General features: G+C 65.3%; 15 protein-coding genes. 11 read left to right on the plus strand and 4 right to left on the minus strand.

Annotation, left to right across the window (positions count from 1 at the left end; genetic code table 11):
- Window positions 1–184: 184 nt before the first annotated feature.
- The 6 genes from A5775_RS14930 (at window position 185) to A5775_RS14955 (ending at window position 4,508) form a co-directional block, all read left to right on the plus strand.
- Window positions 185–1,543 (plus strand): SRPBCC family protein, encoded by a 1,359-nt coding sequence (locus A5775_RS14930; RefSeq protein WP_067253471.1) that lies wholly within the window; start codon window positions 185–187, stop codon window positions 1,541–1,543.
- 16 nt (window positions 1,544–1,559) lie between these two features.
- Window positions 1,560–2,084 carry a hypothetical protein gene (locus A5775_RS14935; RefSeq protein WP_067253473.1) on the plus strand — a complete coding sequence of 175 codons (525 nt, stop codon included), beginning with the start codon at window positions 1,560–1,562 and terminating at the stop codon, window positions 2,082–2,084.
- A complete protein-coding gene (locus tag A5775_RS14940) occupies window positions 2,084–2,554 on the plus strand; it encodes a hypothetical protein (RefSeq protein ID WP_067253476.1) in 471 nt (156 codons plus the stop codon). The genes A5775_RS14935 and A5775_RS14940 overlap by 1 nt, the downstream gene beginning before the upstream one ends.
- Window positions 2,555–2,607: 53 nt before the next feature.
- Entirely contained in the window at window positions 2,608–3,363 is a 756-nt protein-coding gene (locus tag A5775_RS14945) for an SDR family NAD(P)-dependent oxidoreductase (protein ID WP_067253822.1), read from the plus strand.
- A complete protein-coding gene (locus A5775_RS14950) occupies window positions 3,360–3,995 on the plus strand; it encodes a carboxymuconolactone decarboxylase family protein (protein ID WP_067253490.1) in 636 nt (211 codons plus the stop codon). The genes A5775_RS14945 and A5775_RS14950 overlap by 4 nt, the downstream gene beginning before the upstream one ends.
- Window positions 3,996–4,082: 87 nt before the next feature.
- Window positions 4,083–4,508: a nuclear transport factor 2 family protein gene (locus A5775_RS14955; protein WP_067253491.1), complete on the plus strand. Its 426-nt coding sequence runs from the start codon at window positions 4,083–4,085 to the stop codon at window positions 4,506–4,508.
- Window positions 4,509–4,528: 20 nt separating this feature from the next.
- On the opposite strand, the gene A5775_RS14960 is transcribed toward A5775_RS14955, so the two are convergent.
- Genes A5775_RS14960 through A5775_RS14970 form a run of 3 tightly spaced genes read right to left on the minus strand, consistent with a single transcriptional unit; the run spans window position 4,529 to window position 6,501 of the window.
- Entirely contained in the window at window positions 4,529–5,791 is a 1,263-nt protein-coding gene (locus tag A5775_RS14960) for an amidohydrolase family protein (RefSeq protein ID WP_067253827.1), read from the minus strand.
- Window positions 5,792–5,829: 38 nt separating this feature from the next.
- Complete coding sequence (locus tag A5775_RS14965; RefSeq protein WP_067253494.1) at window positions 5,830–6,144, minus strand: DUF4286 family protein; 315 nt, start codon at window positions 6,142–6,144, stop codon at window positions 5,830–5,832.
- Window positions 6,145–6,162: 18 nt separating this feature from the next.
- On the minus strand, window positions 6,163–6,501 hold the full coding sequence (locus A5775_RS14970) for a 2Fe-2S iron-sulfur cluster-binding protein (protein WP_067253495.1): 339 nt from the start codon (window positions 6,499–6,501) through the stop codon (window positions 6,163–6,165).
- 126 nt (window positions 6,502–6,627) lie between these two features.
- Between A5775_RS14970 and A5775_RS14975 the strand changes: the two genes are divergently transcribed.
- From A5775_RS14975 to A5775_RS14990, 4 genes are all read left to right on the plus strand, one after another.
- Entirely contained in the window at window positions 6,628–8,034 is a 1,407-nt protein-coding gene (locus tag A5775_RS14975; protein ID WP_067253498.1) for a class I adenylate-forming enzyme family protein, read from the plus strand.
- Window positions 8,012–8,917: an acyl-CoA dehydrogenase family protein gene (locus tag A5775_RS14980; RefSeq protein WP_067253501.1), complete on the plus strand. Its 906-nt coding sequence runs from the start codon at window positions 8,012–8,014 to the stop codon at window positions 8,915–8,917. The genes A5775_RS14975 and A5775_RS14980 overlap by 23 nt, the downstream gene beginning before the upstream one ends.
- Entirely contained in the window at window positions 8,904–9,986 is a 1,083-nt protein-coding gene (locus A5775_RS14985) for an acyl-CoA dehydrogenase family protein (RefSeq protein WP_067253504.1), read from the plus strand. Before A5775_RS14980 ends, A5775_RS14985 begins: the two co-directional genes overlap by 14 nt.
- Window positions 9,987–10,049: 63 nt before the next feature.
- The gene (locus A5775_RS14990) at window positions 10,050–10,820 is read left to right on the plus strand and encodes an enoyl-CoA hydratase/isomerase family protein (protein ID WP_067253507.1); all 771 of its coding nucleotides are present in this window, start codon (window positions 10,050–10,052) and stop codon (window positions 10,818–10,820) included.
- Window positions 10,821–10,842: 22 nt separating this feature from the next.
- Here the strand turns inward: A5775_RS14990 and A5775_RS14995 are convergent, their stop codons facing one another.
- A complete protein-coding gene (locus A5775_RS14995; protein WP_369827872.1) occupies window positions 10,843–11,745 on the minus strand; it encodes a proline iminopeptidase-family hydrolase in 903 nt (300 codons plus the stop codon).
- A 133-nt stretch (window positions 11,746–11,878) separates the two neighbouring features.
- Here A5775_RS14995 and A5775_RS15000 point away from each other — a divergent pair, with 133 nt between their 5' ends.
- Window positions 11,879–13,018 carry a thiolase family protein gene (locus A5775_RS15000; RefSeq protein WP_067253513.1) on the plus strand — a complete coding sequence of 380 codons (1,140 nt, stop codon included), beginning with the start codon at window positions 11,879–11,881 and terminating at the stop codon, window positions 13,016–13,018.
- The last annotated feature ends 3 nt before the right edge of the window (window positions 13,019–13,021 follow it).

Genomic DNA, 13,021 nt, shown 5'->3' on the forward strand with positions numbered 1-13,021 from the left:
CGCCTCTTCATCGCGCCACCGGGGGCGGTGCCGCACAGGACCCCGTCCGGTGATCTGGACCACTTTAATACATTCTTGTATATAGTATACATTTCTGTATATGGTGGCACCTATCACGACGCGGAAGCCACCCTCGCCAGTAGCCCTCGCCGCGTCTGACCGTCGCCACGATGAGGAGATCGTCATGAGTCAAGTGACACGACCTGGACAGTGGGTGGAGCAGGAAACGGGAATCGGGCTTGCCGACGTCGCGGCCGGTGCCTTCAACATGTGCATCTCGACCGACCGGTACAGGTCGCGCGAATACGCGCTCCGAGAGCACGCGCGCATCTGGATGCGGGTATGGCAAATCGCCGGCCGGGCTGATGAGTTGCCGAAAGTGGGTGACTGGAAGCAATACCGGATTCTGAACCAATCGTTCGTGATCGTCCGCGGTAAGGATGAGAAACTGCGCGGGTTCGTCAACGCTTGCCGCCATCGGGGAAATATCCTGTGCAACGCGGCCGCCGGGAATGCCAAGCGCGGCTTCCTGTGTCCGTACCACCTCTGGTCGTACGACTTGGACGGCAAGCTGCGCGGGATGCTACGCGAGAATCTCGCCGGTCCCATCGACAAGGACGAGAACTCGCTGCTGGAAGTGCCTGTCGACACCTTCGGTGGATTCATTTTTCTCAACCCGGATCCAAACGCACAGCCGCTCAGCTCCTTTCTCGGGCCCGAAGTCACCGAACTACTCTCTCCGTACCACCTCGACGAGATGGTCACCGTGATGAACGTTCGAGAGTCCTTGGAGTGCAACTGGAAAGTCGTCATGGACGCCTTCGAGGAGGGCTACCACATCAACGGCATCCACCCGCAACTGCTCAGCGTGCTCGAGATCGATCCGACGACCGCCCGATACCGGTTCTTCGAAAATCACAGCGTCGCGGTGGCCCCATTCGAGGTGAAAGGGGCCACCGCGGAGAAGCAGATTGAAGGCATCCTGAACCTGCCGGACACGTTCCCCTCCACCACCGCCGTGATGCCCCGCTTCCAGGAGTTGGTCGCGCAATACTGCGGGTCCGGCGACTCGGTGGAGTTCCCCGACGGCGTGACCGCCCGCAAACTGCTGCAACAGGCCACCCGCGACACCCTGACCGGTATGGGCCTCGATGTCAGTGGCCTTACCGACGACCAGATGAGCGACAACCAGGGCTGGGTGCTGTTCCCGAACTATTTCATGACGATTCGCGCCGGCGAATGCCACGTCATCATGGCCGTGCCGCACCCGGACGGCGACCCGAACCGATGCATCTGGCACGTCAGCAGCTACATGTACCTGCCGCCGGAACACCGCGACGCCTTCCGTGTTCCCCTGACCGAAGTCGAGGAACCCGGAGCCTACAAGTATTTCGAAGCGCTGCAACAGGATTACGAGCAGATGCCGCGCCAGCAACTCGGTCTGCGCAACAGCAGGCTCGACCACATGTCGCTGGTGAAGGAAGAAGTTGTCATCGGCCACTATCACTCCGTGGTGGATCGCTACATGGCCGACGGTGCATGAGCCGGGAGGAAGCCCTATGAACCTTGAAGAACGCATTGCCCACCACCGTCGCATGGCCGACGCGTATCGCGACGCGTACCTGCACCAGGGCGTGCAGGATGGTGAGACGTTCGCCGCGGCCTGGAAATTCGCCGACGACGGCGTGTACATGTCGCCCTACTTCACCGGTGACCAGGTGTTCAAGTTCAGCGAGTTTCCCGAGGACACCGCGCGGGCTTCGACGATGGAAGCCAAGGTGTACTCGCTGACGTTCCCCGACTGGAAGCCCGCCGACTTCAAATACTGGCCGGCCGAGAACGGGGTCGTCATGAAGACTCGGTGGGAAGGCCACACCACGGACGGCATCCGAATGGGCTTCTACTCATACAGTTTCATCGAGACGAACGCGGCGGGCGAGTTGACCCGCTGGGAAACCCATGTCAACGACGAGTACAACGCGTTCCTAGACGCGGCGATTGGCGTGCACGGTCCCTTCCATGGCACTGGCGAGTATGTTGAGGTGCTGGAACTTTGCCTAAAGCGAGCCGGGGTGTCGGTGTGATGGTGTTGCGCAACGTCGAGGACGTGATCGGCGGCTATACCGGTCGGGCGCGAACGGTGCTGCAGTACAGCACCGTCACCAAGCGTTTGGTGGACGAGGCGAAGAGACCGGGCTTTTCGGCGGACAGCTGGGGACCGCTGGCGGAATTGGTCGCCGTCGACGAATTCGAGCGGGTCGGTGCGTTCAAAGAGGTGATGACGTGGCCGGTCTATGTCGAATTCCTCACCAACTGGGCCACCTCTTCGGAGTGGGAGTGTTCTTTCAAGAACATCACGGAGTGCGGCGGTCGCGTGTTCCTCGAACTGGAGGAGCGAAGCGAGGTAGGTGAATTCAGCAGCGTGGTCAACTCGCTGTCGGTGTACGAGTTCACCGATGGCGACAGGATCAAGCACATCGACGTTTATCTGCAGATGACGCCGCCGCAGCCCGAGATGCTCAAAAGCTTTGAGGGAGTGGGACTGCCGCAGTGAAGGCGGCCGACATCGATAGCACGCTCGGCCACACACCCGATTCGACTAGCAAGATGTCCATTCGCGAGACAACCGCAATCGTGACCGGCGGGGCCATGGGACTGGGCTTGGCCATCACCGAGGCGCTCGCGGCGCGCGGCGTCAAGGTCGCGATGTTCGACATTGCCGCTGACGCGGTGCGGAGCCAGGTGGCTCGACTGAACCGCAACGGCGCCCATGTCAGTGGCTACGTGCTCGACGTCTCCGACCGCGACCAAGTCGAGACCGCCGTGTCAAAGCTGCGAGACGAACTCGGACCGGTCCTGATCCTGGTGAACAATGCCGGCATCGAGCAGTTCGGGAAGTTCGCTGAGATCTCCGATGATCTGTGGGATCGCGTCATGGCTGTCAACCTGCGCGGACCCTTCATCTGCGCGCAGGCGGTCCTGCCGGACATGCTCGAGGCGCAATGGGGCCGCATCGTCAACATCTCGTCATCCAGCGCCCAAGGCGGCCAGCCGCGGATGGCTGCGTACGTCAGCTCCAAAGCCGGTCTGATCGGGCTGACCAAGAGCCTGGCTCTGGAATTGGGTTCGAAAGGCATTACCGTCAACACGATCCCACCGGGCATGGTTGTGACGCCGATGCTCGAGAAGGCGATCGCCGAAGGCAGGTTCACCGCCAGCTTGGAACATTTCGCCGGCATCACACCGGTGCGTCGGGCAGGCCGACCGGAAGATATCGCCAACGCGGCCGTGTTCCTGTGTCAGGACGAGTCCTCCTACATCACGGGACAGGTGCTCGGGGTCAACGGAGGGCGCAGAACATGACCGAGGACGACGGTACTGCGCGGCCAACGCTGGCACCCCTGGCCGCCGACCAGTGGGGCGATGCCGAGTATGCGGCTTTCGGTGTGCTGTTGGGCATTCCGGGGGCGAGAGTGCCCCGCGCCGGTTCCGGGCACGCCTTGGACCCGTTGAAATTCGACATCATCGGCCTGCTCGCCCGCCACCCCGAGATGGCTCAAGCCTTTTTGACCTTCAATGGTTTCCTGCTGCGCCGCGGCGAGCTTTCGCCGCGCCTACGGGAGTTGGCCATCTTGCGAGTCGCCCGGACTCGCCGCTCGGCCTTCTTCTGGGGCGAGCACACCAAACTCGCGCTCGACAGTGGTGTACCCGGGGATGACATCGCGCGGCTCGCCGAAGGCAATGAGGGGTTCTCCGGCGTGGATTCGCTGGTGCTGAGCGCAACCGACGAGTTGCTCGCCGACGGCCGCGTCGACGCTGGCACCTGGGAGCGGCTCGCCGGCGCGCTGCAGACCCGCGCCGCGATGGAACTAATCTTCGTCGTCGGCACATATGTCATGTTGGCCATGGCCTTCCAGACCTGGGGCCTCTTACCTCCTGCCGGCAGCGCGGTGTTGCCAGAGCTTCCACCACGCCAGGAGCTTCCGGAGGGCTGATCGCCGCAGAACTTCGAGTTGTTGCGCCAAAATCGCTTGATTCGCCCAACAAGTCGACGTTCGACGCCAAAGATATAAGGTGCAACCATGGATCTGCAGCGGGTCGCTGACGAACTCGAAATCGCCGCGCTACTCAACAGATACGCTCGTGCGGTCGATGCCAAGGACTGGGAGCTGTACCGCTCGGTCTTCACCGACGATGCGCATATCGACTACTCGTCGGCGGGTGCCGCGGCGGGCCCTCGCGACGAGGTGGCCGCGTGGTTGGAGCAGGGCTTCGGCGCGATCCCGATGTCGATGCACTACATCACCAACGTGGAAATCCTGGTGCTCGACGGTGATCTCGCGACGGTGCGTGCCATGTTCTACAACCCGATGCGGCTGCCCGGTATGGCGGATCTGAGCTACTGCGGCGGCTACTACCACCACGAGCTGACGCGCACGGCCGACGGTTGGCGCAGCCGCAGCCTGCGCGAGGAGAATGTCTGGTTCGTCAACCCGCCGACGGGCTGACGGAGCCCCGACGTTGGGCGTTAAGACTTGGCCAGCTGCTTTTCCTGATAGCGCCGCGCCCACTCGGCGCGCGACCGGATGGACACGTCCACGTCGGTCGCCCTGGTGCGCAAGGCTTTAACGGTCGCCTGCTCGCGGGGTGTTCGGGCGAACGGGTCCCAGCCGAAGAACTTGCTCGAGTTCTCCCAGGTGATCTTGTTGATGTCGGAGTCATCGGCTCCAACGGCGTTCAGTTCGGCCAGCACCTGCTCGGGCGCGTCGGGCCAGAAGCAGTCCGAGTGCGGATAGTCGCATTCCCAGGCGATGATGTCGATGCCGATCTCGTGACGCAGCTTCAGCGACGTCTTGTCGGTGACGTAGCAGGCCAGCGAGTGCTCCCGGAAGACGTCGCTGGGCAGCTTGTCGCCGAAATCGCGGCGTAACCATTTCTGGTTGGTGTAGTGGCGGTCGCTGCGGTCGAGGTAGAAGGGGATCCAGCCGATACCTCCTTCGGAGAAGGCGAATTTCAGGTCGGGGTAGTTGCGCATGGCCGGACCCCACAGCAGGTCTTGCGCGCACATCGCCGAGATCTGGGTGGCCAGGATGATCAGGTTGTCGATCGGCGCGTCGGGCGCCATGCTGATCGCCCCGAAGCCGGTGCCGATGTGCAGACACATCACCACGTTCTCTTCGGACAGCGTGCGGAACACCGGCCCCCAGTAGTCCTCGTCGTGGTAGCTCGGAAGCCCTTCCAGGTGAGGCAATTCCGGCATGGTGACCGCGCGGCAGCCCTTCGCGGCGACGCGGCGGATCTCGGCGCACATCCCCTCGGGAGTCCAGGTCGGCAGGATCGCGATCGGGATGAAGCGGTCCGGGTAGGAGCCGGCCCATTCGTCGATGTGCCAGTCGTTGTAGGCCGACACCATCACCAGGGTGACGTCCTCGCGCGTCATGTTGAGGTGACGGGCCGAAAAGCCGGTGAACGTCGGGAAACACATCGACGCGAGGATGCCGTTGCGGTTCATGTCCCGGACGCGCTCGTGCACGTCGTACACGCCGGGACGCATCTCGGCGAACCCGGCGGGATCGCGACCCCATTCCTCGGCCGGCCATGACACGACGGCGTTGAGGCCGCTGACGCCCTGCGGCCTGCCCTGGTACATCCACTGGTCGACGCCCTTGTCGTCGGTGACGACGATGGGCGCCTCCTCCTTGTATTTGGCGGGCACGTGGCGCAGGAACATGTCCGGCGGCTCGACCACGTGGTCGTCAATGCTCACCAGGATCAGGTCGTCGGCCTTCATCAAAAAACGCTCCTCTTCCGTGCGCGACGCGAACTTCCTCAGCCGCTGCACTCGGTGGTGGTTTCGAGCAGTCGTGGGATCGGCGCCGGGTCCAGTTGCAGGGCATCGGACATGTGCAGCTGTGGCCCGTTGGCGATCATGTTGTCCAGAATTGCCTGCAGGTCGTCGCCCTCGACCTCGTAGATGGCGACGTAGGGACCGTCGCCGTCCAGGGGCCGCAGCCGGCGCGCGGAGACGATTCCGTCCAAGGCCACGAGTTCGCCGAGGTGCACCTCGTCGTACCAGGTGTTGTACTCGTCTTCCCGTTCGGGCGAGCTGGGACGACTTTCCACGAGGATGATGCCCTTGGCCATCGCTATCTCTCCTGGCTGCTACTCGTAGCGCACCGTGACCGAGTCCGTATCCGGAACGCCCTGGCACGTCAGAATGTAGCCCTCGGCGACCTCGTCGGGTTCGAGGGCGTCGTTGACGCGCATGGTGACATGGCCGTCTTCAAGCTTGGCCATGCATGTCCCGCAGTTGCCGGCCTCGCAACTGAACGGCGGCTCCAGGCCGGCCCGCCGCGCGGTCTCCAGCAGCGTCTCGCCCGGAACCCTGGGTACCGAGACCTTCTTGCGGTCGAGATGGATCGTCACCGTTCCGGCGCCGGAGCCGTTTGTGGCCGGATCTGTCACCGCTGCGGTCTCCTCGATGATCCGGGTGACCGTCACGCGGACCGCCCCCTTCCCGTACTTGCATTCTTCAGTATAGAGAATACTATTCTCACGAAGCGATAGCATCTTCTCAAGACTTGTATGGATGTCGGGTCAGCCCGGTCTGTCAGGGAAGGACGGGACGTGACCGAGCCGGCGGCGCTCGTGTTCGAGGAACGGCGATTCAGCGCGCCCGAACTCGACGCGCTGGCCGGCGGGTGGGCCGCCGCCCTGGCGAAAGACGGTGTCACGGCAGGTCAACGCGTCGCGGTCATGGCGTCCAACCGGCCGGAGTTCCTCGCAGCGGTGCTCGCGATCTGGCGGCTGGCCGCCACCGCCGTCCTCATCAGCCCCGCGTGGAAACGTGACGAGGTCGACCACGCGCTCGCGCTGACGGGGCCCGCGCACGCCGTCGGGGACCACCCGGTGCTGGCCGGCCTGATGCCGATGCTGTACCTGGATGAGCCGGCCCCACCAGCCGAGCCGGCCGCCGGTTCTCCGCCGCCCGCTGACGCCGACGCGGCGCTGGTGTTCAGTTCCGGCACCACCGGCCTGCCCAAGGCTGTCAGGCACACCCACGCCTCGTTGGGCGAGGCCGTGCGGCACTGGCGCCACGCGCTGCAGTTGACGCACCGCGACCGGATCCAAGTTGCCACACCCCCGTCGCACATCCTCGGGCTGCTGAACCTGCTGACCGCGCTGAGGGCCGGCGCGTGCGTGCGGATGCACCCCAGGTTCGACATCGACCGCGTGCTCCACCACATCGAAAGCGACCGCATCACAGTGGAAATGGCGGTCGCTCCGATCGCACTGGCCCTCGCCTCGCATCCCGGCCTGGAGTCCTATGACCTGTCGTCGCTGCGCTACATCATGTGGGGCGCGACACCGGTCAATACCCACGTCGCGCAGACGGTCACCCGGCGCACCGGCGTGAGTTGGCTGCCCGCCTACGGGACCACGGAATTGCCTGTCATCGCGTGTAATCCGATCGGGGACGCACGGCTCGATACTGTCGGCCGGGCGGTGCCCGGTGTGGACCTGCGAGTGGCTTCGCTGGAGACGGGAGAGCCGGTCGGCCCCGGTGAGGTCGGTGAGATTCAGGCCCGCTCGGCGTCGCTCATGGCCGGCTACCTGCCGGCCGCGGCGACCGGCGAGGCGATCCGCGACGGCTGGTATCGGACCGGAGACGTCGGCTGGCTCGACGCCGGAGGCTGGCTGCGGATCACCGACCGTCTCAAGGAGATGATCAAAGTCCGCGGCTTCCAGGTCGCGCCCGCCGAGATCGAGACGGTGTTGCACGGTCATCCGTCGGTCAAAGACTGTGCGGTGTTCGGGATTCCCGACGGCATCAATGGCGAGGCGATCGTCGCCGCGGTCGCGGCCACCGAACCTGTCGACGCGGCCCAGCTGACCGCCCTGGTGGATGAGAAGTTGGCGTCCTATAAACATCTGAGCCAAGTGGTGTTTGTGCCTGAAATTCCCCGCCTGCCCTCGGGCAAGGTGCTGCGCCGAGTGCTGAAGGAGCGTTATGGATGTACGTCTGACAACTGAGCAACAGCAATTACGCGACGCCGCCGCCAAGCTGGCCGACGACCTGGGGCCGGGGGCGGTGCAGGATCTCGACGACCAGACTCGAATCGCACGCCTGGACAAGCAGATCGGGTCCACCGGCTGGCGCTCGCTGCGCTCCGACGGGGCCTCGGGCGTCGAAGTCGCCATCGTCGCCGAGGAATTCGGGCGCCGGCTGGTTGACACGCCGTTTCTCGGCCCGGTGCTGGCCGACGATCTCGCCCGCCACCTCGGCGAAGACGCGTCGGGGACGACCGTCGCCGTCGATGGCCGAGTGATCGACGCCCGAGGTTCGCGGCGCGCGTTAGCGCTCTCGGGCCGCGCCGTCTCGGCCGTCGATGTGCAGGCGTTGACCGTTGGCGTCGACCTGACGCGGGCGGAGGCGAAGATCGTGGGGTCGCCGGCGGCGTTGGGTGAGGTCTCCTCTGAGGTCGCCGAGCAATGGCGGGCGCTGGCTCTGGTCACGACGACGGCGGACCTGGTCGGCATCGCCCGCGGCGCGCACGCCGTCGCCTGCGACTACGCCAAGATTCGCGAACAGTACGGCAAGCAGATCGGGTCCTACCAAGCCATCGCGCATCTGCTGGCCGAAAGCCTTGCGCTGATTGAAGGTTCGGTGAGCGTGTTGCGGCACGCCGCGTGGGCAGTGGATGAGCTGGCGCCCGCCGAAGCGATTCGGGCCGCCCAAATCGCCAAGGTCTATTGCGCGCGCGCCACCCGAACCGTCTGCGAGACGGCCATTCAGGTGCACGGCGGCATCGGCAACACCTGGGAATGCGTGGCGCATGTCTACCTGCGCCGCGCCCTGACCTCGACCGAGCTGTGGCCGGTCGCGTTGAAGGAGATCGATCTTGGACTTTCGTGACTCACCCGATGAGGCCGCCTTCCGGGAGCGGCTGCGCACGTGGCTTTCGGCGCACGCCAAGGAGTTCTCCGGCTCGGGAGACGAGTATTGGGCGCGCATGGCCGACTGGCATCGCGCCCTGTACGACAACGGCTTTTTCGGCCTGTCATGGCCACGCGATTGGGGCGGGCAGGACCTGGCGCCGGTGTACGACGTCATCGTCGATGAGGAGCTGGTACGCGCCGGCGCGCCACCGCGCCCCAGCGTCGGTTATCTCGTGTATGGCATCGGCGAGCACGCCGGCGATGAGCTACGCAAGCGCTTCCTGCCCGGCATCATCAACGGCACCGAACGCTGGTGTCAGGGCTTCAGCGAACCGGGCGCCGGCTCGGATCTGGCGTCGCTGACCACCACCGCCCGCCTGGAGGGCGACAACTATGTGGTCAACGGGCACAAGATCTGGACCAGCTATTCCGATGTGGCCGACTGGTGCCTGCTGCTGGCGCGCACCGACCCAGAGGCCAAGCGCCACCGCGGACTGTCGGCGTTTGTCATAAAGATGAAACAGCCTGGCGTGCAACAGCGCCCGCTGCAGATGATCAACGGGGTGACCAACGAATTCGGTCAGGTGTTCTTCGACGATGCCACGGTGCCTGCGGACCGGATGGTCGGTGGTCCCGGTGACGGCTGGGCCGTGGCCATGACCGTCGTGGGGCACGAACGCGAACCCTCCACGCTCGGCTACGCCGCCCGCTACGGCAAGCTCGTCCGAGAGTTGTTGTCGCGCAACGATGGTGACGTTCCCGAAGAGCTGGCGTGGGCGGCGGTTCAGTCGGACATGCTGACCCATCACGTGCGGCGCCGGCTGTCCGAACAGCTCGACGGGGTATCGCACGGATCGGAAGGATCGCTGGACAAGCTGCTGATGACCTGGGTCGAGCAATCGGTCGGGCACGCCGCCCTGGCCGTCGCCGGCACCCGCGATCCCGAGCTGCTCAGCGACTACCTGTACAGCCGGGCGCAGAGCGTCATGGGCGGGACATCACAAATACAGAAGAACATCATCGCTTCACGAATCTTGGGATTGTAGGAGTGATCGCGAACGCGGGCGAAGCCCGGGTGAAGCGGGTCACGACCATTGAAGGAGTCTGACGTGTACGACATGCCTACCGAAATCGATGTCCAGGCCGACGGCGCGCTGCGCATCATCACGCTCAACCGTCCGGATTCGCTGAACTCGGTCAACGACAACCTGCACGTCGGCCTGGCCAGGTTGTGGCAGCGATTGACGGATGACCCCACGGCCCGCGCGGCGGTGATCACCGGCGCCGGCAGGGCGTTTTCGGCCGGCGGCGATTTCACGTATCTCGAAGAGCTGGCGAATGACGCTGAGCTGCGCGCCAAAACCATCCGGGACGGGCGCGAGATCGTGCTGGGCATGGCGCGGTGCCGAATTCCCGTGGTAGCGGCCGTCAATGGCCCCGCCGTCGGGCTGGGCTGCAGCCTGGTCGCGCTCAGCGACATCGTGTACATCGCCGAGGACGCCTATCTGGCCGACCCGCATGTGCAGGTGGGGCTGGTGGCCGCCGACGGCGGGCCGCTGACCTGGCCGCTGCACATCAGCCTGCTGCTCGCCAAGGAATTCGCCCTGACCGGAACCCGCATCAAGGCGCCGCGCGCCGTCGAGCTCGGACTGGCCAACCATGTGGCGGCCGACCCCTTCTCGGAGGCAATCGCCTGTGCGAAGAAGATTTTGGAGCTGCCCCAGCAGGCGGTCGAGAGCACCAAACGGGTGCTCAACATCCATCTGGAGCGCGCCGTGCTCGCCAGCCTCGACTACGCTCTGTCGGCCGAGAGCCAGTCATTCGTCACCGAGGACTTCCGGGCCAACGTCGCGAAATTCAACGCGGCCAAGAAAAACTGAGGTTGCTGCCGCGCGGGCGGTCTCAGGCGTCGTGGTGGCGCAGGAAGTCACGCATCACGGCATCGAAGCGGTCCGGCTCCTCGATGAACGGCATGTGGGCGCTGGACTCGAACAGCTCGAATTGTGAACCCGCGATGCGCTGGTGCATTTCCCACATGTGTTCCGGCACGCATTCGTCGTAACGGCCCGCGATCACCAGTGTCGGCACGGCGATTTCGTTGAGCCGGTCGACTACGTCCCAGTCCCGGATCGTTCCGACGATGTGAAAATCGCTGGGGCCGAACATCGTCTCGAAGACTTCGGCACCCATGTTCCTGAACGCGTCCTCGAGATCACGCGGCCAGGGACGGACCCGGCACAGGTACGTTTCGTTCCAGGTGCGTATCGCGGCCTGGTATTCGGGCGCGTGCGTCGTGCCCGCCGCCTCATGCCGGTCGATGGCGGCCTGGGTCGCCGGATCGAGCTCGGACTTCAAGCGCGCCACCATGTTCGCGAACTCGGGGATCGACGCGATGCTGTTCGAGATGGTCAGGCTGGCGACGCCCGCGGGGGCCGCGTCGAGCACGTACTGCTGGGCCAACATCGCGCCCCAGGAGTTGCCGAACACGTGGAAGCGTTCCAAACCCAGCGTTCGCACTACGACGTCCACCTCGGCCACCGAGCGATCCATCGTCCAAAGCTCGAGATTCGGCGGACATTTGGAGTTCCCGCAGCCAAGCTGATCCCAGAAGATGACCTCGCGCTGCGTGGCCAACCGCCCCAGTGACCGCAGGTAGTTGTGCGGCAAACCCGGGCCGCCGTGAATGACGAGCAGTGGCAGGCCCGTGCCGCCGCCGGTCCGCTGGAACCACACGTCGCCACCCGGGACCGGTATCAGCCCTTGGGGAGTAGTCGTCGCGTTCGCCATCTGCAGCAGTGTAGGCATCCCCGGCCACCTGCACCCGCCGCCGGGGCGCGCTCCTTGCGACTCGTACTCTCGTAATGAGAGAATACGATTCTCGTGAATTTGCGGAAGGCTCTCACCGTTCCGCGCCTGCTGGCCGAATTGGAGAAGACCCGTGCCTGAAGCCGTCATCGTGTCCGCCCTGCGCACCCCCATCGGCACCGCCCGTAAGGGGACGCTGCGCGACACCAGCGCTTTCGATCTGGCGCACCACGTCGTCACCGAGGCGGCCAGGGACCTGAATCCGACGCAGGTCGACGACGTGGTCCTGGGCGAAGGCCTCTACGGCGGCGGCGTGCTGGCCCGCCACGCGGCCGTCACCGCGGGCCTGACCCAGGTGCCCGGCTTGGCCAACAATCGCCACTGCGCGGCGGGCCAGGCTGCCGTGCAGAGCGCTGCGGCGAGCGTGCGCGCCGGAATGGACGAACTCGTCATCGCCGGCGGGGTGAACTCGGCATCCACCTCGCCGCGGTCGCGGATGCAGGTCGACGGCGACTGGGTCGACTGGTTCCCGCCGACCCACCCGGACCGGCCCGACGCACCCAACATGGACATGTCGATCACCGTCGGCTGGAACGCCGCCGTCAAAGCCGGTGTGAGCCGCGAGGAGATGGACGCCTGGGCGCTGCGCTCGCACCGCAACGCGATCGCCGCCATCGACGAAGGACGTTTCAAAGAGGAGATCGTCCCCATCGACACACCGCACGGGATGTTCTCGGTCGACGAACACCCGCGCCGCGACACCAGCATGGAGAGGCTGGCCGCGCTCAAGCCGCTGCACCCGGAAATCGAGGGTTTCTCCATCACCGCCGGCAACGCGTGTGGCGCCAACGACGGTGCCGCCGCGCTGACGATCGCCAGCGACCGGCTGGGGCTGCCCGCGCTGGCCACCGTCCGGTCCTGGGCATCGGTCGGTGTGGACCCGGCGATCACCGGCCTGGCGCCGGTCGAGGCGATTCCGAAAGCCCTTGGGCGCGCCGGTCTTTCGATATCCGATGTCGACCTGTTCGAAATCAACGAAGCCTTTGCGGCGATGTGCGTGGCCACCATCAAGCTCCTCGACCTTGACGCCGAGAAGGTCAATGTCAGCGGCAGCGGCTGCTCGCTGGGGCACCCCGTCGCGGCGACGGGTGCCCGGATGCTGGTCACCCTGGTGCACGAATTGCGCCGCCGCGGCGGCGGCATCGGTGTCGCGGCGATGTGCGCGGGCGGCGGAATGGGCTCGGCGACGGTGATCGAGGTCGCGGCTCCATAATGC

The sequence above is a fragment of the Mycobacterium sp. 852002-10029_SCH5224772 genome (genome assembly GCF_001667315.1).
GTDB lineage: Bacteria > Actinomycetota > Actinomycetes > Mycobacteriales > Mycobacteriaceae > Mycobacterium.

What these genes read in the sequence shown, in the direction of transcription:
- A5775_RS14950 (WP_067253490.1), top strand. Translation starts at nt 3,360, where the DNA reads ATGACCGAGGACGACGGTACTGCGCGGCCAACGCTGGCACCCCTGGCC.
- A5775_RS14935 (WP_067253473.1), top strand. Translation starts at nt 1,560, where the DNA reads ATGAACCTTGAAGAACGCATTGCCCACCACCGTCGCATGGCCGACGCG.
- A5775_RS14955 (WP_067253491.1), top strand. Translation starts at nt 4,083, where the DNA reads ATGGATCTGCAGCGGGTCGCTGACGAACTCGAAATCGCCGCGCTACTC.
- A5775_RS14940 (WP_067253476.1), top strand. Translation starts at nt 2,084, where the DNA reads ATGGTGTTGCGCAACGTCGAGGACGTGATCGGCGGCTATACCGGTCGG.
- A5775_RS14930 (WP_067253471.1), top strand. Translation starts at nt 185, where the DNA reads ATGAGTCAAGTGACACGACCTGGACAGTGGGTGGAGCAGGAAACGGGA.
- A5775_RS14965 (WP_067253494.1), bottom strand. Translation starts at nt 6,144, where the DNA reads ATGGCCAAGGGCATCATCCTCGTGGAAAGTCGTCCCAGCTCGCCCGAA.
- A5775_RS14995 (WP_369827872.1), bottom strand. Translation starts at nt 11,745, where the DNA reads ATGCCTACACTGCTGCAGATGGCGAACGCGACGACTACTCCCCAAGGG.
- A5775_RS14960 (WP_067253827.1), bottom strand. Translation starts at nt 5,791, where the DNA reads ATGAAGGCCGACGACCTGATCCTGGTGAGCATTGACGACCACGTGGTC.
- A5775_RS14980 (WP_067253501.1), top strand. Translation starts at nt 8,012, where the DNA reads ATGGATGTACGTCTGACAACTGAGCAACAGCAATTACGCGACGCCGCC.
- A5775_RS14945 (WP_067253822.1), top strand. Translation starts at nt 2,608, where the DNA reads ATGTCCATTCGCGAGACAACCGCAATCGTGACCGGCGGGGCCATGGGA.